Here is an 18673-nt window from a genome sequence, read left to right as displayed (position 1 = left end):
TCGCGCGCCAGGTGCTCGGCGAGAACTGGATGGCCGATTATGTCGCACGGGCGAACCATGGCGGGATCGAGCGCGTGATGCTGTGAGGAAACGGCCTCGCAAGCCATGCGGGCGCGACGGGGCCCCTGTATCGGAACTATGCGCGTGCGGCCAGCGTCGCGACAACGTGATCCTGGAGTTCGCGCTCCCTGGCATGGATAAAGAAATGATCGCCGTCGAAACGATGAAGCGAGAACGGCCCGTCGCTGTAGCGGCGCCATTCGCGCAACGCGTCGATATCGACATGCGGATCGTGCAAGCCGCCAAATACGGTCAGCCCGCAGCGCAACGCGAAAGGCGTATCGGCGCAATATCCTTCGGCCAGCGCCAGATCGGCTCGCAGCGCGCGCAGGAAATGCCGAAGCCAGTCCGGCTCCGACAGCAGCGCATCCGGTGTGCCGCCCATCGTCTTCAGCCAGTCGATGAGCTCCGGTTCCGACAACCGATGAATCGATAACGGACGAGGGGCAACATGCGGCGCGCGGTGCGCTGCGCAGAATGCGTGAATGGGCCCGCGAAGCCGTCGTCGATCGAGTTCCCTCAGCCATTCGATACCGACGACACTGCCGAAGCTGTATCCGAAGATGCCGAACGGCTTGTCGAGGAGCCCGTTCGTGGCGGTGGCCAACGCATCCGTCATCGCATCCAGCGATGTGGGCGGCGCTTCCGAGAAGCGCGTCTGGCGTCCCGGCAGTTCGACCGCAACGACTTCGATCCAGTCGGGCAGATCGAGCGCCCAGCGCCGATAGAGCAGCGAGCCGGCGCCGGCGTACGGGAAGCAGAACAGCCGGTGCGTGGCCGCGGGTCGCGGGCGATGCAGGATGAACCAGGGCGTTATTTTGACGGGCATGCCGATTGAGAGCGGAAGTCGTGACGCGTCGCGGCCGCGATCCGGTCCGGGGCGGCGCGCCGATGACGGTGCAGCGTAATGGCAAGGGCCGGCGACGGGTGCCGTCCGACGGTACAGGTTGACGATCCGTCCCGGCCGTGATTGTTCGCGAATGCGGGGCGCGACATGCCATCCCGGTAGCGGATGCGCGCCCGGATGCTGCCCCAACGAACAGGTTTTTCCCTACACGCAAGTTGGTATTCTGCGCTGCGCGATCGTCCTGCACCGTGCCGTCGCGGCCTGCCAACTTCGTATATCGAAACCATGAACGCCGTAATACTCGAAGCCGTTGAAAAGTCGTATCTGATGGGTTCCGTCAACGTGACCGCGTTGCGCGACGTCACGCTCGACATTCGCGACGGAAAACTGACCGTCGTTGCCGGTGCTTCCGGCAGCGGGAAGTCGACGTTGCTGAATCTCGTCGGATGCGTGGACCGGCCCGACCGCGGCCGCATCGTCGTGGCGGGCGAAGAGGTCGGTCGTTTGTCGGACGACGCGCTGTCCGATTTTCGTGCTCGACGGCTCGGTTTCGTTTTCCAGAACTTCAATCTGCTACCGGTGCTCACGGCGCACGAAAACGTCGAGTATCCGCTGCTTCTCGCGGGCACGAGATTGACGGAGTCCGAACGCGCGCTGAGGGTGCGGGACATGCTCGATGCAGTCGGCCTCGCGGACAAAGCGCATCATCGTCCGGGACAGATGTCGGGCGGGCAGCGGCAACGCGTCGCGATCGCGCGCGCACTCGTCGCGTCGCCTAACCTCGTGCTGGCGGACGAGCCGACCGCCAATCTGGACAGCAAGACCGGCCAGCAGATCATCGCGCTGATGCGGCGGTTGCAACGGGAGCGGCGCGTGTCGTTCGTGATTTCGTCGCACGATCCGCAGGTCATCGCGGCAGGCGACGATGTCGTGCACATTGCCGACGGGATCGTGTCCGGCGTGACGCGCACCGACGACCAGGAGGCGTTCGCATGAAGACCTTTTTGCTCGCGCTCCGAAATCTGCTGCGCAACCGTCGCCGCTCGATCACGACCTTGCTCGCGATGATCGTCGGCGCGCACGCGGTGCTGCTGTTCGGCGGCTATACGCGCAACATCACGTATGGCCTGCAAACCGATTACGTGAAGTACGGCGGCCATCTGCAGATCGAACGCAAGGGGTTCTACGAGTTCGGCAGCGGTAATCCTTCCGAGTACGGGATCGACAACTACGAGGCGATCATCGATGCGGTGAAGGCCGATCCGGAACTGGCGAAGATGGTGCTCGTCGCGACGCCCACGCTGCAGTTGCAGGGTATCGCGGGCAACTTCGACGCGGGGTTGTCGCGTACCGCGCTCGCGCTCGGCGTGCGCGTCGACGACCAGAACCGGATGCGCGCCTGGAACGACTACCACTTCCCCGTGACGATCCCGCCGATGGCGCTGACCGGCACGACCGGCGACGCAGCCGTGATCGGGACGGGCCTCGCGCGCGTGCTCGAACTGTGCGGGCCGCTCAAGGTACCCGACTGCAACCCGCCCAGGAAGTCCGCGGACACCACGCCCGCTTCGCCGCTTCCGGACGATATCGCGGCCCTTGCCGAGGGTACGCGCGTGGCGCCGGCTGCCGGGACGGGCGGCCGGCGGATCGAACTGCTTGCGGCGACCGCGCGCGGTGCGCCGAACGTGGTGGAACTGCAGGTCGTGAAGGCGGAGCGACAAGGCATCAAGGAATACGACGACATGTACGTCGGCCTGCATCTCGCGCAAGCGCAACGACTCGTCTACGGCACCGAGCGGCCGAAGGCGACGGCGATCGTCGTCCAGTTGTGCCATACGTCCGATTTGCCGGCCGCGAAGGCCAGGATCGAGACGCTGCTGAAAACGAAATTCGCGGGTACCGATACGGAAGTCGTCGATTACACGGTGCTGAACCCGTTCTATGGCCAAGCGCTTGCAATGTTCGCGACGCTGTTCGGTTTCGTTGCGCTACTGATCGCAGCGATCGTGTTGTTCACTGTCGGCAACACAATGAGTACGGCGGTGTTCGAACGCACGGTCGAAATCGGTACGCTGCGCGCAATGGGATTGCGCCGGGCGGGCGTACGTCGCCTGTTCCTGTGCGAAGGGTTGCTGCTCGGCGTGATCGGCGCGGTGCTCGGCGTTGCCAGCGCGGCGTTGCTCGCCGGCATCATCAACGTCAGCGGCCTGACGTGGACGCCGCCGGGCCGCTCGCCGGTGCCGCTGATCATTCGTGTGTGGGGCGAGAACGACCTGATCGTCGGTACCGCGATCGGCCTGCTCGTCGTGGCGATGCTTTCCGCGTTGCTGCCCGCGCGCCGCGCGTCGCGAATGGAGATCGTCGATGCGCTTCGCTATGCGTGATCGAACGATCGGATCGGGTGTCGATGAAATGTCGATGAAATGCATTCGTCGGCTGATTGTCATGTTAGCCTTCGCCGGGAGTTGCATCGTCATGCTCGGCGCATGTGGCGCACCGGCCGAGCAGCCGGCGCCCGCGGGTCTGGATCTGTCGCTGACGCAAACGACGGCGTCGGGCGCTTACGTCGTGACGCTCGAACCGCCGACGACACCGCCGCCGCTGAACCGGATCCACACGTGGACCGTTACCGTGAAGCGTGCTTCGGGGGAGCCGGTGCGCGGTGCGCGCATCGATGTCGGCGGCGGGATGCCTCAGCACGGGCACGGTCTGCCGACGCGCCCTCGCGTGGTCGACGGCAACGGAAACGGGACGTATCGGCTGCAAGGGATGAAGTTCAGCATGCCGGGCTGGTGGACGATCACGCTGAAGGTCCGGGACGCGCAGCGCGACGACGACGTGACGTTCAACGTCGTGCTGCCGCCGGCGGTGGCGTCATGACGGTCGACACGGGCGCCATGCCTGATTACTGGATGAGTTCCATACACGGAGAGGCTTCAATGCAAAAAGTCATGCTGTACTGGATGCTGTTGCTGCTCGCGCCGTTCGCATCGGGTATCGCGAACCTTGCCCATGCGGGGCCGGCGAGCGAGGCGTCGGCGCCGGCCGCCGCAGCGCCCGCGGCGGCACGCGCGGACCGGCTGCCCGCCTATCAGCCACGCTTCGGGCGCACGCGCCCGATCGTCGCCGTCGTTGGCGAAAACTACTACACCGAGCTGACCGATTACGTCGTTCCCTACGGCATCGTGGCCGAATCGGGCGCGGCGGATCTCGTCGCGCTTGCGACGAAACCGGGCCCCATCCGGATGTTTCCGGCGCCGATGAACGTCATTCCGGACGAAACCACCGCCCAGTTCGATCAGCGCGTGCCCGAAGGCGCCGACTACGTGATCGTGCCGGCGGTGCATCGCGATAGCGATCCGGCGCTGCTGGCATGGGTGACCGAGCAGGCGAAGAAGGGTGCGACGATCATCGGCGTGTGCGATGGCGTATGGGTGGTCGCCCGTGCGGGGTTGCTGGAAGGCCGCCGTGCAACGGGGCACTGGTATTCGATGAACGATCTCCGCAAGAAGTTTGCCGATACGCGCTGGGTCGACGGCAAGCGTTACGTTGCCGATGGCAAGGTCGTCACGACGACCGGCGTCACGGCGACGATTCCGGTATCGCTTGCGCTCGTCGAGGCGCTCGCCGGGCGCGAACGTGCGCTGCAGGTCGGCGAGCGGCTCGGACGCCCTGCATGGTCGTCCGAGATCGCGAGCGACCGCTTCAGCCTCGGTTTGCCGGCGATGGCGACGATTGCAACCAACTATGTGTCGTTCTGGTCGCACGAGGATTTCGGTATCCCGATCGCGCCGGGTGTCGACGAAATCGCGCTCGTGCTCGAGGCCGACGCCTACTCCACGACGTTCCGCTCGACCGCCTACACGGTGGCCGCGAACCGCGAACCCGTGCGCACCCGCCGCGGGTTGACGATCGTTCCCGACCGCGTGGCCGGCGTCGACGCGCCGGCGCGGATGTTGTCCCCGCCGATCATGCGCTATCCGTTGCATGCGCTCGACGCATCGCTGAATGCGATTTCGTCCGAGTTCGGCAAGCGCACGGCCGCATGGGTCGCACTGCAGATGCAGTATCCGGGCTACTGAGCTGCACCCGCAGCGTCGCCCCGTTTCTCCCCAAACTTGCCGGTTCTCCACCCGTTTTCGGGTGGGAGCCGAACTCGTCCCTGTCATTCCGTATTTGCCCCGGAGATTCCGATGCAGACGCATTCGATGGCGCGCCTGTGCGCCGCCGCGATCCTCGCACTCGCCTGCTGTACCGCACACGCCGCGCCAGATCCGCAACGCATCCTCGCCGCGAGCGACGCCGTTCGCAACCCGAGCGAGCCGTTTACGCTGAACGTCACGCTGACCCAATACACCGATGGCAAGCAAACGGATTCGAACGCACTGACCGCTTATTCGCGGATCAACCCGACGAGCGGTCAGTTTCGCAGCCTGATTCGATTCGCCGCGCCGGCTCGCGATGCGAACAAGCTGATGCTCAAGAGCGGCAACGATCTGTGGTTCTTCGATCCGGCGAGCAAGGCGACGATCCGCATTTCGCCGCAGCAACGGCTGCTCGGGCAGGCGTCGAACGGCGATGTGGTCACCGTCAATTTCGCCCAGGGGTATCGTGCCCAGGTCGAGGCGGAAGAGGACGTGCAGGACGGCGAGCGCCAGATGCGCCGTGCCTACCGGTTGAAGCTGGTCCAGAGCGTATCCGACATGACGTATCACTCGATCGAAATGTGGATCGACACGACGGACTCGCGCCCCGTGAAGGCACGTTTCTTCAGCGAGAGCGGCAAGCTTCTCAAGACGGCATTCTATCGACGCTTTCAACAGCAGCTCGGTGCGTTGCGGCCCACCGAGATCGTGATCATCGACGGGCTCAATCCGAATCTCGTGACCGTGATGCGATATGCGGACTACGTGGCGCGGGAGATTCCGGATGCCTGGTTCCAGTCCGATTTCATGGCGCGTTTTCAGCCCGAATGACGGCGCGCATCGGCATCGCCTGTATCGCGTTGGCCAGCATGGCGGGCGTATGCCATGCCAACGACGCGGAAGAGGCCGGGCTGGCGCTGGCCGACGCGACGCCGGCGCAGAAGGTCGACGACGGCAAGTACCAGTTCAGTCTGGAACCGGGTCTGCGTTTCGCCACCTTGCGCCCGGGCGGGACGCGAACGGCCACGCGCCTGTCGCTCGACCTCACTGCGCGTCATGCATTCTCGAACGGCTGGGGCATCAGTCTTGCAGACCGGCTCGACCTGAACGGTCCGTGGCGCTTCGATGGCGACTCGGGCGCGATCAACACGCTGAAGGAACTGTATGTGGACGGCCGCGTAGGCGGCGGCAGCACGCTGCTGCAGGCCGGCCGCGTCAATGTGCGGCTCGGCGTCGCGACCGGCTACAACCCCACCGACTTTTTCCGCGACAACGCGGTCCGTTCCGTGACCTCGGTGGATCCCGCGAGCCTGCGCGAGAACCGGCTCGGTACGGTGATGCTGCGCGGCCAGCAATTGTGGGCCGACGGTTCCGTCAGCGTGCTCATCGCCCCACGGATTGCGGATCGCGCGACCGACGCATCGTTCTCGCCGGACTTCGGCGCAACGAATCAGCGCACGCGCTGGATGCTTCAGTTCAGCCAGCGCGTCATCTCGGATCTGTCGCCGCAGATCGTGATCTACGATGACGGGAAGCCCGGCAGTTCGCCGCAATTCGGCGTCAACCTGGTCCATCTCGTCAACAACGCGTGCGTCGGATACGTCGAGTGGTCGGGTGGCCGAGGGCCGTCGACGCTCGCGCGTGCGCTTGGGCAGCCGTACAGCGATGTCGCGTTCCGTTGGAAACTCGCAACCGGCGCGACTTGCACGACGTCGCGCAATCTTTCCTTCACGCTGGAGTATGACCGGGACGGCGCCGCGCTCGATCGTGCGGGATGGCAGGCGCTGCGCAATGGGCCGCCGGCCGGTTATGCCGCGTATCGAACGCTGTCGGCCGCCCAGCAGGATCCCACGACCCGCGACGGGATCTTCGCGATGGTCAGGTGGCAGGACGCCTGGATCCAGCGACTGGATCTCTCCGGTTTCGTCAGGTTGAACCTCGCCGATCGCAGCCGGCTCACCTGGCTCGAGGCGCGTTATCGCTTCGCCAGAACCGATGTCGCGCTGCAATGGCAGATCAATGCGGGCGCGTCTGGGACCGAATACGGCGCGCTGCCACAGTCGAATCTCTTTCAGTTGCTCGTCAAGCACTATTTGTAACGCGGGAACGGATGCCGATCCGTTACGCGTGACGGGCTGCGTCACCTGCGTCAAGGAGAAGAACCGCATGAAACACTTTGTGACCTCGGGCAACGAATTGCCGCAGTGGCCGTCGCCGATCAGCCACGCAGTGGTCGCGAACGACACCTGCTATCTCAGCGGCCAGCTTTCGCTGGATGCCGACGGCCGCTATGTGCCCGGTACGCCGGCCGAAGAAGCGCGGCGCGCATTCGCGAACCTGTTCCGTGCGATCGAAGCCGCGGGATTCACCCCACGGGATCTCGTGTTCGTCGACATCGCGTTTTCCGACATCGGTGCGCTCGCGGAGGTGAACGGTGTTTATGCCGACCTGTTTCCCGCGGATCGCCGGCCTGCGCGAACCGTCTATCAGGCGGCTGCGTTGCCGTTCGGCGGCCAGGTCAAGGTGATGGGCGTCGCCGTTCGCGACGCGTCGCGTTGACGAACGACGGCGCGGACGCTCAGCGCTCGACGACGGGGCCGGAAAACGCACCGAGCAGCGCGGCGAGCTGCCGTTGCTCCTCGTCCGACAACGCGATCCGCTTCAGTTCGCTATGCCCGATCGCGGCCGCGGGCGCGTCCGCGTAGTGGCGCATCACGGCGTCCAGCGACGCGAATTGCCCCGCGTGCATGTACGGCGGCCGCAGCGCTACGTTGCGCAGGCTCGGCGTCTTGAACGCACCGAGCATTTGCGGGTCGTCGGTCGAGATGAATTGCAACTCCTCGCACTGTTCGGGCTTCGCGTCGCTGAACGGTCCCATGCAGTTGAATTCGTCGTGCAACACCTTGGCGACCGCCGCCGCGCGGCCGGGATCGGCAGCCGTCCCGCTGCGCGGCGGTACGCCGATGTTGTGGAACTGCCGGTCGCTCAGCATGGGCCCGGTGTGGCACGTCACGCATTGCCCTTTGCTCACGAACAGGTGAAGCCCCGCTTTTTCGGTCGGCGTCAGCGCGGCGAGCTTGACCGGGTCGCCGGTCCGGACGCCGTCGACATAGGTATCGAAGCGCGACGGCCCGTACTGCAGCGTCGCTTCGTACGCCGCGATCGCCTTGCCGAGATTCGCGAACACGCGCGACACATCGGCGCGGGTGCGTTCGTCGAGCCTCTGCCAGACAGTCCTCTCCGCGTCCGTGCCGAGCGGACCCCCGTCACGGGGCAGCGCGCTCAGGTCGGGCAGCGGCCCGAACAGCGGCTCGTAAGCATCGCGGTAGTGCTCGGCAAGCACATGGGCGACGCGCAGCCGGGTGCCGCCGTGTTCGTTGTGATCCTCGATCGGCCCGATCGCCTGCGACCATACACTGTCCTTGCGGCCGTCCCAGAACAGCCACGGCGCATCGGTCGTGGCGACGACGGGCATCGTGCGACGCACGCCGATGCCCAGGCCGATCGCCAGCGGTCGTCCGTCTTCGAACTGGCGATCGGGCGTGTGGCAGCTCGCACAGGCGATCGCGCCGTTTCGGCTGAACCGCGGATCGGAGAACAGACGCTTGCCGAGCTGAGCCGCCGCTGCGGACGCGGCCACGCGATTCGACGGATCGACTTTGACGACGTTCGCGGGCAGGCGCATCGATTCGAGCTGCGCCCATTCGTCGGCGCGCCAGTGGTCCGCTGCGTCGGCGGTTTCCGCCATCGCGTCGGCCCGATGCCCCGGCCATGCGGTCCAGACGAGCAGGGCGCCGATCATCGACGCAGCCGCGAGCCCGCAGTGCGTGCGTGACGGCCGTCGCACGCGACGGCCGGCATCACGCGATCGCATCGATCTTGCGCGATGCCGGCAGCAGCGCGCGCGTATTGCCCGACATCAACCATTTTCGTTGCAGCGGCGCGACCGCGGCGAGCGGGCCATCGGCGGCGAGGAACTGCTCCATGACCTTGCGGTGGCCGCCCGAGTTGCGAAAGACCGGCCAGTCGGTGCCGAACAGTATCTTGTGATTGATGTTCATGCGGAACAGCTCCGCGAGCGCGACCGACCACCCCTGCGGATGCTGGGAGCCGAGAAACGCGCTGACGTCGAGATACAAGTTGGGCCGATACGCGCACTGTCTCGCGCAAGCGTCGACGTGATGCACGGCGCCGTGCGCGAGGATGAAGTTGACGTCGGGAAAATCGAATGCCGCGCGGTCGAGCAGATCGGGGTGCGAGTACGCGAACTCGAGCGCCGGGCTGGTCGGTCCCACGTGCAGCAGAACCGGTAACCGGTGGGCGCGACAGATTTCGTACAGCGGGTACAGGCGCTTGTCGCTCGGGCTGTAACCGCACGGCGGATAGAGTTTCAATCCGGAGAAGCCGTACTCGACGACGCCTTTCTCGAACAACGCGACACCATCGGCGCCCCAGCGCGGATCCATGCCGCCGAAGACGTGAAAGCGCTCGCCGTGACGCTGCAGAATCGCGTGATGCTCGGCATACATCTCGGCGATCGTGAGATCGCTTTTCATCACATACGTGAAATCGGGCAGCAATACCACGGCCTGTTCGATGCCGGCCGACGTCATGTCGGCCACCAGTGCATCGCCGAAGTGGTCCTGGCTTTGCGCGAGGTAGGTATCGAGCAGTTCCGATCGCGATTTCCGTACGCCATTGGCGACGAGGCGGACATGAACGTTGGCGCAGAATCCCTCGAGGAACGCAGTGGGGATGAAGCGCGTCGACGCGATGTGGCAGTGCGAGTCGATGATCGGCCCGTCGTAGATGGCGTGGCTCATACCGATGCTTCGACGGGGGCGGTGCGGCCGGCGTCGCGACCCATCAGCATGGCGAGCGCACGTTCCTTGAGATCCGCCACGCGCTGCATCATGAAGTGGCCGGCATGTATCTTCCCGTTCGCGCGGGCGTAGTCCGGCAACGTGCCCCACGTCTGAAAGCCGTAGTGTTCCCATACGCGGTGAGCGGGCGTGCCGTCTCGCACATCGAGCGTCAACAGTTCGACGTTGTCCCGATCGCATTGCAGCGCGATCTCGACGAACGCGGCAGGCAGCACGCCGCCGCCGCGACAGGCGTCGTGGATCATGCCTTTCGCGAGATCGGTGATATGGCGATTGTTGGGGTTCAGGTTGCGGCGCAACGTGCACAGGCCGATCAATTGCCCGGTGTTCGCGAAGATCGTCAGCAGGCGAACCTTTTCCCCGGCGAGATTCGAGCGCAGTTCCTCGAGATAGCGGCTCGCTTCCGCGTCCGTGATCGTTTCGGCGAAGCCGATGATCGGCGCGCTTTCGCTCGTGCGCCGCATCAGTTCGACGATCTGCGCGCCCAACGCGTCGTCGACGCCGTTCGTCCAGCGATAGGTGACGTGCGTGACGTTGGCTTTCGGCAACGCGATCGGATACTGCGCGCCGTCGGCAAGCAAGGTACGGATGGAGTCGTTCATGGGTGTCCCTGGATCACGTGGTTTCGAGGGCCACGGCGCTTTCGGCGCGTGGCGGGGTCGGGGAGGAGCACAGGTCGTCGAGCACGGCCTGGAGGCCATGATCGACCAGCCACTGATCGTCGTAGATCGTGTCGAGATACTTGGTGCCGCTGTCGGGCAGCACGAGCACGATGTTGGCCGGGCCTTGCAAGGTGGCGACGTAGCGGCGTGCGGCTTGCGCGATGGCACCGGACGAACCGCCGAGCAGCAACCCTTCGTCGAGCGCGAGACGACGGCAGCCGGCGAATGCGTCGCGATCGACGATGCGCATCGTTTCGTCGACGAGATGAATCAGGATGTTTCCGGGCTGAAAACTGAGCCCCGCGCCATTCTGCAGATGCGGCCGGTACGTGCCGCCGAACACGACCGAGCCGTCGGGCTCGACACCGATCACGCGGGTGGCCGGATCGCGCTCCTTCACATAGCGTGCGATTCCGCTCAGATGGCTGCCCGTGCTGGCGGACACGATCACGGCGTCGAGCCGATCGGCGAGCTGGGAGACGATTTCGGGCCCGGTGGAGTAATAGTGGGCGTCGATCGCGGCCGGATTGTTGTATTGATCGAGGTTCACGCAATTCGGCACGCTCGCGGCGATCGCTTTCGCGACCGCAATGCGCTTGCGCTGATAGCTGCCCGTCTCGTCGGGGTGTTCGACCATCTCGACTTCGCCGCCGAATGCCCGCACGAGATTGGCATTCGTCTTCGGTGTCTTCGGATCGAGCACGCAAATGAAGCGATAGCCGCGCGTGGCGCACAGCATCGCGAGCGCGTGCCCCATGTTGCCGGACGTCGATTCGACGATCGACCAGCCCGGCTTGAGGCCATGGTCGCGCTCGGCCTGGCGGAGCAACTGAAGCGCGCTCCGGTCCTTGACGCTGTTGCCGGGGTTGTAGCACTCGAGCTTTCCATACACGCGGATTCGCCTGTGTTCGTTCGACAGGCTTTTCAGATACAGCAGCGGCGTATCGCCGATCAGTTCGACAAGGCTGTTTGCGTACATTCGAAATCTCCGACCAGCGGGTTGGCGTTGGCTTGTGCGTCGTTCGCGCGTGGCGCGACGCGATCGGCCGCGTGTGATCCGGCTTGCTTCACAGTGCGACTTTAGTGATCGATGCCCCGAGGCTGTAACTGTCCGAACGGGCATCGGAAGGCTCGTGCGTCATAGTTCGCCCGACTCCATCTCCATCTCGCTACGGTCGGCCGCCGGGAGGACTCGCAGTCTCGGATGCGGCAGTGCGTCGGGCGTCAGCGCCCGATCGCGGACGAACGTGCCGACGAGTTGCGCCAGCAGCACCGCATTCTGGTGAACCATGTGATGACTGCCGGCTTGGAGCTCGACCCGGATCGGACGAAGCTGGGCCGACGTAATGGCTCGCGCACGTATCGCGCATGTCATTTCGTCGTATTCCCCGGTCACGAGCAGCGCAGGGATGCCGGCGATCGATCCGTCGCGTTCGGCTTCGATCCGATGGGCGCGAAAATTCAGCAATTGCTGGCTGTATTCGATCATGTTCGCCGCCGACACGAACGGCGCGTGCAGCCAGTGACGGGTTGCCGAATCGGGTAGCGCGAACATCGATGCGTGGCCGCCTTCGCGTACGTCGCTTCGCGCCCGCTTGTCCAGAAGTCCGATCATCGATTTGGCCATGCTGTCCGCGGCCTTCGGCATGCGCGCGACGAGCGAGCACATCGTATTGAGATTGTTCTCGTAGGCGCTGTCGGCGCCGTCGTAGTCCTGCGCGCCGGCAAACGACGGGGCGATCAGGCTCATCGACGCGATGCGGCCGGGCAGTGCGCGGGCCAGCGCCAGCGCGTATCGGGCGCCTCCGCACCAGCTCGCGACGTGAATCGCGTCGATTCCCTCGACGTCGAGCAATTCAGCCACGCTTCGCGCGTAGCGGTTCGGCGCGTCGGGGCTCGAATAGTAGGCGCGCGTCAGCCCTGCATCGCCTGGCGCATCGTTTGCATCGTCCGCCACATAGAGCGAAAAATCCGGCGCCAATCCGGCCGCGAAGTCGTGCCACACGTCATGCGGAATGCCGAATGCGTTGATGAGCAACATGGCCCGCGGGCCGCGCCCGGCAGCGAGATATCCATGCCCGCTGCCGGTCGTGATCCGGCGCGCCGACGGCAGGTCGACCAATCGGGGAGCGTCGCGCCGCTCGTGCCGGGCCGCGTGAGCGGCGACGCGTGAAGCGATCCGGGCTCGCCAGTCGAAGCCGTCGCAGTGCAGTCGGTGAGAAGAGATGTCGGTCAGGGGCACGTGCGAGCCATCCGCGTATCCGAGCATGTGCTCGGCATGCTTCAGGTTCGTTTCGAGTAGCGCGAGAACGGCGTCGGAGCCGGCCCGGTCAGCATCGCTTCGCGTCGGAATGAGCGCCCATCGCGCGACGCATTCAGCGAGTTCACGCCACGCAATGCGCCGATCGCCACGCACCACGTGAAGCCCGGGCGACGCTTTCGTCGCAAGCCAGGCCAGCACCGCTTCAGCCGTCAGCAGGCAGGCCGTGCCGGCAGTTTCGGCAGGCAACGCCAGCGGCTCTTGCTCGAAGTACGTGTCGGCGCGGCGGCGTACCTCGAACACGGTTTCGGCGACCGCATCGGCGAGCGTGTCGAGCGACGCCGGCGAGAGCGTATTGCCTTCGCCAATGGACTTCGTGCCGTCCGCGAGCGGGTCGCCGAGCACGACGATGCATGCGTTCGCAACGGATGCGAAAGCAACGTCGAGCGCGGCCGACAGGATGCGAGGCAAGGACGCGAATGCGCGCGTGCGACGCATCTCGGGATCGTCGACGACGACGGCGAGCCGCCCGGAACCGGGCGCGTTCAATGCGTCACGGAGTCGAGCGATGCGCGTATGCGCGTCGAGCGCCGCATTCGCTACGCCGGCCGATGCTGCATCGCCGGCATCGGCCGCTGCGCGCAGCGCGTCGAGATCGCCTGCATCCAGCAGACAGACACGGTCGTAGCCGCCGGCTGCCGACACCCTGCATGTGTCGAGCGGATGATCGTTCGTCGTCATCTCGTTACGCTTTCACGGACAACAGCATTTCCACCAGATCGACCGCATCGCCGATGGTTTCGAGGTTCGCGACCTGTTCGGTGTGCGATGCAAAGCTGATGCCGAGCCGATCCTCGGTCAGCGCCATCAGCGACAGCAGCGAGATCGAATCGAGCATCAGATCCGACGTCAGCGACGTTTTCCGCGTCAGCATGTCCGGCGCGATATCGAGCGCAGCAATCTGCGGAATCAGTTCGGTAAGCGTAGCGAACACGTTCGCGTGGTCGTCCATCGGATTCTCCAAGTGCCGTAGGGGTTCCGCTTTATAGCGTCCAGCCACCGCACTGCCTACCTGCACTGACGTACAGGGTTGGCGCGGCGGTGGAAACAGTCGCCCGAACGGACAGGTTTCAGTCTTGAAAGCCGCCATTACATTGCCGGTTACCTCACCGACAGGGAACGATCATGACCCTCACCAAAGAAGCCGTGCTGATGGACAAAGCGACGTTTTCCCGCGCGCTGCGCGAAACGCTGGACGAGCAGCTCACACTCGATCACCCGATCTTCGCGGAGTTGTTCACGCCTCAGAAAAACTGGCGCTTGCTGAAGATCATCACGCTCGAGGGATACCAGATCACCCGGTACTTTCTCGAGTACATCGAGAATCTGTATTTCCGCTGCCCGTTTCCCGACCACAAGCGCCGGCTGCTGTACAACCTGTTCGAAGAGGAAACCGGGCGCTTCTCGAAAACGAAGAACCATGTCGAGCTCATGGAGGACTTCATTCGTGCGCAAAACATCGGCGACGAGGAGCGCGATGCATGGACGCCGTCCGAGGCCACGCGCGAACTGATCGACTATCGCCTCGAGAACTGCAAGGGCGAGGGTACCTACCATATCGGCGCCGCCGCGGTGATGATCGCGAGCGAAGGGCAGAGCCTGGAAACCCGTGCGGGAGACGCGCGCCACTCGATTCTGGCGAAGTGCTACGGGCTCACCGAGGAGGACACGCGATTCTTCTCCGTTCACCAGAAAGAGGACGTCGCGCACGTCGCCGAAGGCATCTCGCTCGTGACCGATCTGTGCACGACCGTGGAGATGCAACAGGAAGCGCTGTTCGCGGTGCGCCACACGTGCAAGCTGTTCTGGAACATGTATGAAAGTGCCGCGCAAAAGTACTACGCGTCCGCGGAGGGCGTCGCGCACGCGTGACGGGACAACGCCGATGATGACCTTCGACGATCTCGTCGCGCGTTTGCGCGACAGCAGCCATACCCTGACCTTTGTCGACGACAAGGGCGCCGAAACCGTCCGGGCCTTCCACGATCTGTTCGAAGACGTGCTCGCCACGGTCGAGCGCGGCAAGGCAGTCGGCCTCGTACCCGGAGCGCGCGTCGGCATCGCCGCGCCGAACGGTTATCCGTGGATGGTGTGGGATCTGGCGTGCATCGAGCTCGGCTGCGTATCGGTCGCTTTTCCGAACGATGGCCTGCTCGACACGTGCGACGCGTTGATCGAGCGCTACCAGCTGAGCGTGCTGGCCGTGGACGCACGATGGCTCGATACCGCCGGCGCGATTGCCGGGCGCGTCGTGGATATCGATCCCGCCAGCCGCGGCGATTCGCACGCGCGTATCGAGCCGGTGCGGGTGGAGCATGTACCCGATACCCATTCCCTGGTGTTCAGTTCGGGCACGACAGGCCGGACCAAAGGGCTCGTGATGAGCCGCAGCGGCACCGCGCACTTGCTCGATCTGTATGGCGACGCATTCGGCGTCGCGCCGGGCGAGCGGTTCCTGACGTTCTTGCCGTTCGCGAGCTACCAGCAACGGATGACGTACTACTTCTGTCTGTATCACGGGATCGACCTCGTGTCGGTACCGTTCCACGGACTCTTTCCGGGTCTCAAGCGACACCGTCCGACGTTCGTGATCGCGCCGCCGGTGCTGTACGAGACACTGCATACGCTGGCGCGAGCGGCTGCCGGACCGGGCGGCGACCCGTCGACGCTCGCCGAGCGACTGAGCGCGCTGACCGGCGGCAACATCCGCTACATGGTTACCGGGATGGCGCCGATCAAGCGCGCGGCGCTCGATTTCTTCTGGGATTGCGGGATCGAGCTGTACGAGGCGTTCGGGATCACCGAGGCAGGCATGGTTGCGTGGAACAAGCCCGGACGGGTACGCGTCGGTACGGTCGGCCAGCCGGCGGAGCCGGGCAGCGTCTCGTTGCTGGAGGACGGTGAAGTCGTCGTCACACGGAACGCACTGCTGTCGCTCGGCTACTTCGATGCGCCGGAAGAGGATAGTCGCGCGACATTCATCGCGCCGAATGCGGTAGCGACGGGCGACATTGCCGAATTCGACCGAGACGGCTTTCTGCACGTCGTCGGGCGCAAGAAGGACGCGATCATCACGAGCAACGGCGAGAAATTCCATCCGGAGCCGATCGAGGCGCTGCTGTATCGCGATCCGCGTGTCGACGTGGCCGTCGTGATGGCGGGCCCGCAAGCGGGGCTCGGCGTGGTCATCGCGACGCGCCGGCCGCACGATCCCGAAGTCACCGACGCGCTGCGCGAACTCGTCCGTGCGGTCAACGGCACGCTGCCTGCACAACGGCAACTGGTGAAGGTGATTTTCACCGACCGCGCATTCGACGTCGAAAGCGGACTGCGCACGCGCAACCTCAAGCTCAATCGCCGCGCGATCGCGGACGCGTTCCTGCGACACGCATGAGATCCCTCCCGTGCGCAAGCCGCCGCCTTTGCGCGACGGCTCGCACCGACCTCATTCTGGATAGACCATGACGACGCATTCGAATCCGAACGTGTTTCAGATGGAAGCCGAACCGACCTCCATCATCGAGACGCTCGCCCATCACACCGAGCGGGACCCCGACCGTATCGCGCTGACCATCCTGCGCGACGGCGAAGCGATCGAAAGCGAAAGCACGTTCGGCGATCTGCATGCCGGCATGACGCGCGTGGCGCACGGACTCGCGCAACTGACCGAGCCGGGCGCTCGCGTGCTGCTGCTGTTGCCGACGAGCGCCGAGTTCGTCTGCACGTTCTATGGATGTCTGGCATCGGGGCGCGTCGCCGTGCCGGCCTATCATCCGCAACAGGTACGCAAGGTCGCGCAATGGGCGAAGCTGCAGGCGATTGCCGACAATTGCGGCGCCGCGCTGATCGTGGCGCCGGCGACCTCGATCGATACCATCGAGACCCTGCGCGCGACGCAGCAGCTGTTCACCGGCTGCAAGCTCGTCACGTACGAAGCGCTCGTCGACGCTGGTGCGAACGACACGTCGGCGTTGCCGCGCATGCCGGCGCCGGATGATCTGGCGTTTCTTCAATACACGTCCGGATCGACGGGCACGCCGAAGGGCGTGATGATCACGCACGGCAACATCATCGACAACCAACGGTCGATCGCGCTGCTGATGCGACACGATCGCGACACCCGCATGCTGTCGTGGCTGCCGCTGTATCACGACATGGGACTGTCGATGCCGTTGCAACTGGCGTCGATCGGGCTGTCGGTGGTGTTGATGTCGCCCGTTGCGTTCGTCCAGCGGCCGGGCCGATGGTTGCGCGCGATTTCCGCACACCGTGCGACGACGTCCGGCGGGCCGAATTTCGCCTATGCGCTTGCCGCCGCCGCGCTCGACGGAAGCGACGACGAGAGCCGGCTCGATCTGTCCAGCTGGCGTGTCGCGTTCTGCGGCGCGGAGCCGATTCATCGTCAGACCGTCACCGATTTCATCGACGCGGCAAGCCCGCACGGCTTCGCTCCGGGATCGTTCTATCCGTGCTACGGGATGGCCGAGGCGACCCTGATCGTGTCGGGTGTCCCCTACGGCGATGGCGCCCATTACCTGGACGTCGATAACGTGAAGCTCGCCGCTGGCCTCGTCGAACCGGTTCAGCCCGGCGCTGCGAACGCGAAGAGTCTCGTGTCGTGCGGCGGCACGGCGCCCGGCACCGAGATCCGGATCGCAGGCCCCGACGGTCGCCCGGTTGCCGACCCGAATGGTGTCGGCGAGATCTGGGTGCGCGGCGGGGCGATCGGCGTGGGCTACTACGGCAACCCGGAAGCGACACGGTCGACGTTCGACGCGCATTTCGACGGCGAACCTGGCGCACGTCCGTTCCTGCGCACCGGCGATCTGGGCGCGATCGTCGACGGCCGCCTGTACGTGACCGGCCGCGTGAAGGACATGCTGATCGTTCGCGGGCGCAACCTGTATCCGCAGGATATCGAGGCATGCGTGCAGGACGCCGTGCCGGCGTTGCGCCGCGGATGCGGCGCCGCCGTATCGGTGCAAGCGGACGGTGAAGAGAAGCTCGTGATCATCCAGGAAGTCGGCCGCACCGCGCGCCGGACGCTGGACCTCGACGCCACGCTGCGCGCGATGGTGGTCGCGATCGGCGAGGACTTCGGGGTCACGCCGCACGCGATCGTGCTGGTCGAGCCGGCGACCATCGAAAAGACTTCCAGCGGCAAGATCGCGCGCGCGCTGTGTCGTCGTGCGTATCTGCAAGGCGAACTGCGCGCCGTCGCCAGCTGGACCGACGGCGCCTATGCGACGGGTGCGGTCGCTGCGCGGGACGGTGCGGTGGCGCCGGCTGTCGCCGAGGCCGCGACCCAGTCCGAACCGATGCTGATCGAGCGCGAGATCGCGGACCGGATCGTACGGATCGTCGCCGAGCGGCTCGAGATCGCCGAGACGCAGGTGTCGCGCACGGCCGCGTGGGTCGAGATGGGTTTCGATTCGATGAGCGCGCTCCAGTTTTCGTTGAAGGTGCAGCACACGATCGGGCTGACGTTCGATGCTGCCGTGCTGTGGGACTGTTCGAACGTCGAGCAGCTTGCGGCGCATCTGGCGCGGATGCAGGGCGCGGCCGATGCGTTGCGATCGAGCGGCGCACCCGCATCGGCCGCCGCGCACGCGCGTTCCGCGCCGATCGTCGGCGGCGCCGAGGCGCCGCCTACCCGGGAGCAGCTTGCGACGCTCTCCGACGCGCAGGCCGAAGCGCTGCTGCTGAAAGCGCTGCAGCGCTGAGCCGATCCCCGGCAGTCTCGTTCCGCGAACGTC

General features: G+C 65.4%; 18 protein-coding genes. 11 read left to right on the top strand and 7 right to left on the bottom strand.

Going from position 1 to position 18673, the window contains the following annotated elements; translation table 11 throughout:
* Positions 1-86 (top strand): DUF3400 domain-containing protein (locus tag WT24_RS35735; protein ID WP_124557562.1); only part of this gene is annotated, 86 nt, incomplete at its 5' end.
* A 50-nt stretch (positions 87-136) separates the two neighbouring features.
* On the opposite strand, the gene WT24_RS07830 is transcribed toward WT24_RS35735, so the two are convergent.
* Positions 137-1096, bottom strand: a complete 960-nt coding sequence (locus WT24_RS07830) for a thioesterase II family protein (RefSeq protein WP_156441770.1) — start codon at positions 1094-1096, stop codon at positions 137-139.
* Between the two features lie 96 nt (positions 1097-1192).
* Here WT24_RS07830 and WT24_RS07825 point away from each other — a divergent pair, with 96 nt between their 5' ends.
* From WT24_RS07825 to WT24_RS07795, 7 genes are all read left to right on the top strand, one after another.
* The gene (locus tag WT24_RS07825) at positions 1193-1903 is read left to right on the top strand and encodes an ABC transporter ATP-binding protein (protein ID WP_060032408.1); all 711 of its coding nucleotides are present in this window, start codon (positions 1193-1195) and stop codon (positions 1901-1903) included.
* Positions 1900-3291: an ABC transporter permease gene (locus WT24_RS07820; protein WP_060032405.1), complete on the top strand. Its 1392-nt coding sequence runs from the start codon at positions 1900-1902 to the stop codon at positions 3289-3291. Before WT24_RS07825 ends, WT24_RS07820 begins: the two co-directional genes overlap by 4 nt.
* A 91-nt stretch (positions 3292-3382) precedes the next feature.
* On the top strand, positions 3383-3787 hold the full coding sequence (locus WT24_RS07815; protein ID WP_257127445.1) for a FixH family protein: 405 nt from the start codon (positions 3383-3385) through the stop codon (positions 3785-3787).
* A 59-nt stretch (positions 3788-3846) separates the two neighbouring features.
* Positions 3847-4989, top strand: a complete 1143-nt coding sequence (locus WT24_RS07810) for a DJ-1/PfpI family protein (protein WP_060032400.1) — start codon at positions 3847-3849, stop codon at positions 4987-4989.
* A gap of 111 nt (positions 4990-5100) precedes the next feature.
* On the top strand, positions 5101-5883 hold the full coding sequence (locus tag WT24_RS07805) for an outer membrane lipoprotein-sorting protein (protein WP_034208804.1): 783 nt from the start codon (positions 5101-5103) through the stop codon (positions 5881-5883).
* Positions 5880-7151: a hypothetical protein gene (locus WT24_RS07800; protein ID WP_060032397.1), complete on the top strand. Its 1272-nt coding sequence runs from the start codon at positions 5880-5882 to the stop codon at positions 7149-7151. The genes WT24_RS07805 and WT24_RS07800 overlap by 4 nt, the downstream gene beginning before the upstream one ends.
* Positions 7152-7218: 67 nt before the next feature.
* Positions 7219-7611, top strand: a complete 393-nt coding sequence (locus tag WT24_RS07795) for a RidA family protein (RefSeq protein WP_034209439.1) — start codon at positions 7219-7221, stop codon at positions 7609-7611.
* 19 nt (positions 7612-7630) lie between these two features.
* Here WT24_RS07795 and WT24_RS07790 read toward each other — a convergent pair whose 3' ends face one another.
* The 6 genes from WT24_RS07790 to WT24_RS07765 all read right to left on the bottom strand — a co-directional run bounded on the left by WT24_RS07790 (position 7631) and on the right by WT24_RS07765 (position 13869).
* Positions 7631-8854: a cytochrome-c peroxidase gene (locus WT24_RS07790; protein ID WP_257127444.1), complete on the bottom strand. Its 1224-nt coding sequence runs from the start codon at positions 8852-8854 to the stop codon at positions 7631-7633.
* 58 nt (positions 8855-8912) lie between these two features.
* Entirely contained in the window at positions 8913-9875 is a 963-nt protein-coding gene (locus WT24_RS07785; RefSeq protein WP_060032391.1) for an amidohydrolase family protein, read from the bottom strand.
* Positions 9872-10537, bottom strand: a complete 666-nt coding sequence (locus WT24_RS07780) for a GNAT family N-acetyltransferase (protein WP_060032388.1) — start codon at positions 10535-10537, stop codon at positions 9872-9874. The genes WT24_RS07785 and WT24_RS07780 overlap by 4 nt, the downstream gene beginning before the upstream one ends.
* A gap of 13 nt (positions 10538-10550) precedes the next feature.
* Entirely contained in the window at positions 10551-11576 is a 1026-nt protein-coding gene (locus WT24_RS07775; protein ID WP_060032385.1) for a PLP-dependent cysteine synthase family protein, read from the bottom strand.
* Positions 11577-11735: 159 nt separating this feature from the next.
* Positions 11736-13262, bottom strand: coding sequence for an alpha/beta hydrolase (locus tag WT24_RS07770; RefSeq protein ID WP_156441769.1), 1527 nt, complete (start codon positions 13260-13262; stop codon positions 11736-11738).
* A gap of 340 nt (positions 13263-13602) precedes the next feature.
* Entirely contained in the window at positions 13603-13869 is a 267-nt protein-coding gene (locus WT24_RS07765; RefSeq protein ID WP_059793166.1) for an acyl carrier protein, read from the bottom strand.
* 173 nt (positions 13870-14042) lie between these two features.
* Between WT24_RS07765 and WT24_RS07760 the strand changes: the two genes are divergently transcribed.
* The 3 genes from WT24_RS07760 (at position 14043) to WT24_RS07750 (ending at position 18640) form a co-directional block, all read left to right on the top strand.
* A complete protein-coding gene (locus WT24_RS07760) occupies positions 14043-14789 on the top strand; it encodes a TenA family transcriptional regulator (protein WP_034208799.1) in 747 nt (248 codons plus the stop codon).
* 13 nt (positions 14790-14802) lie between these two features.
* The gene (locus WT24_RS07755) at positions 14803-16311 is read left to right on the top strand and encodes an AMP-binding protein (protein WP_060032379.1); all 1509 of its coding nucleotides are present in this window, start codon (positions 14803-14805) and stop codon (positions 16309-16311) included.
* 67 nt (positions 16312-16378) lie between these two features.
* Positions 16379-18640, top strand: coding sequence for an AMP-binding protein (locus tag WT24_RS07750; protein WP_060032376.1), 2262 nt, complete (start codon positions 16379-16381; stop codon positions 18638-18640).
* The last annotated feature ends 33 nt before the right edge of the window (positions 18641-18673 follow it).

This window comes from Burkholderia sp. MSMB1078WGS, from assembly GCF_001528895.1.
Lineage (GTDB): Bacteria > Pseudomonadota > Gammaproteobacteria > Burkholderiales > Burkholderiaceae > Burkholderia.
Note: the sequence above shows the minus strand (reverse complement) of the source record. Positions and strands in the feature narration are given on the sequence as shown.

Coding starts and splice junctions, on each gene's coding strand:
- WT24_RS07825 (WP_060032408.1), top strand. CDS start 1,193: ATGAACGCCGTAATACTCGAAGCCGTTGAAAAGTCGTATCTGATGGGT.
- WT24_RS07820 (WP_060032405.1), top strand. CDS start 1,900: ATGAAGACCTTTTTGCTCGCGCTCCGAAATCTGCTGCGCAACCGTCGC.
- WT24_RS07815 (WP_257127445.1), top strand. CDS start 3,383: ATGCTCGGCGCATGTGGCGCACCGGCCGAGCAGCCGGCGCCCGCGGGT.
- WT24_RS07810 (WP_060032400.1), top strand. CDS start 3,847: ATGCAAAAAGTCATGCTGTACTGGATGCTGTTGCTGCTCGCGCCGTTC.
- WT24_RS07805 (WP_034208804.1), top strand. CDS start 5,101: ATGCAGACGCATTCGATGGCGCGCCTGTGCGCCGCCGCGATCCTCGCA.
- WT24_RS07800 (WP_060032397.1), top strand. CDS start 5,880: ATGACGGCGCGCATCGGCATCGCCTGTATCGCGTTGGCCAGCATGGCG.
- WT24_RS07795 (WP_034209439.1), top strand. CDS start 7,219: ATGAAACACTTTGTGACCTCGGGCAACGAATTGCCGCAGTGGCCGTCG.
- WT24_RS07790 (WP_257127444.1), bottom strand. CDS start 8,854: ATGATCGGCGCCCTGCTCGTCTGGACCGCATGGCCGGGGCATCGGGCC.
- WT24_RS07785 (WP_060032391.1), bottom strand. CDS start 9,875: ATGAGCCACGCCATCTACGACGGGCCGATCATCGACTCGCACTGCCAC.
- WT24_RS07780 (WP_060032388.1), bottom strand. CDS start 10,537: ATGAACGACTCCATCCGTACCTTGCTTGCCGACGGCGCGCAGTATCCG.
- WT24_RS07775 (WP_060032385.1), bottom strand. CDS start 11,576: ATGTACGCAAACAGCCTTGTCGAACTGATCGGCGATACGCCGCTGCTG.
- WT24_RS07765 (WP_059793166.1), bottom strand. CDS start 13,869: ATGGACGACCACGCGAACGTGTTCGCTACGCTTACCGAACTGATTCCG.
- WT24_RS07760 (WP_034208799.1), top strand. CDS start 14,043: ATGACCCTCACCAAAGAAGCCGTGCTGATGGACAAAGCGACGTTTTCC.
- WT24_RS07755 (WP_060032379.1), top strand. CDS start 14,803: ATGATGACCTTCGACGATCTCGTCGCGCGTTTGCGCGACAGCAGCCAT.
- WT24_RS07750 (WP_060032376.1), top strand. CDS start 16,379: ATGACGACGCATTCGAATCCGAACGTGTTTCAGATGGAAGCCGAACCG.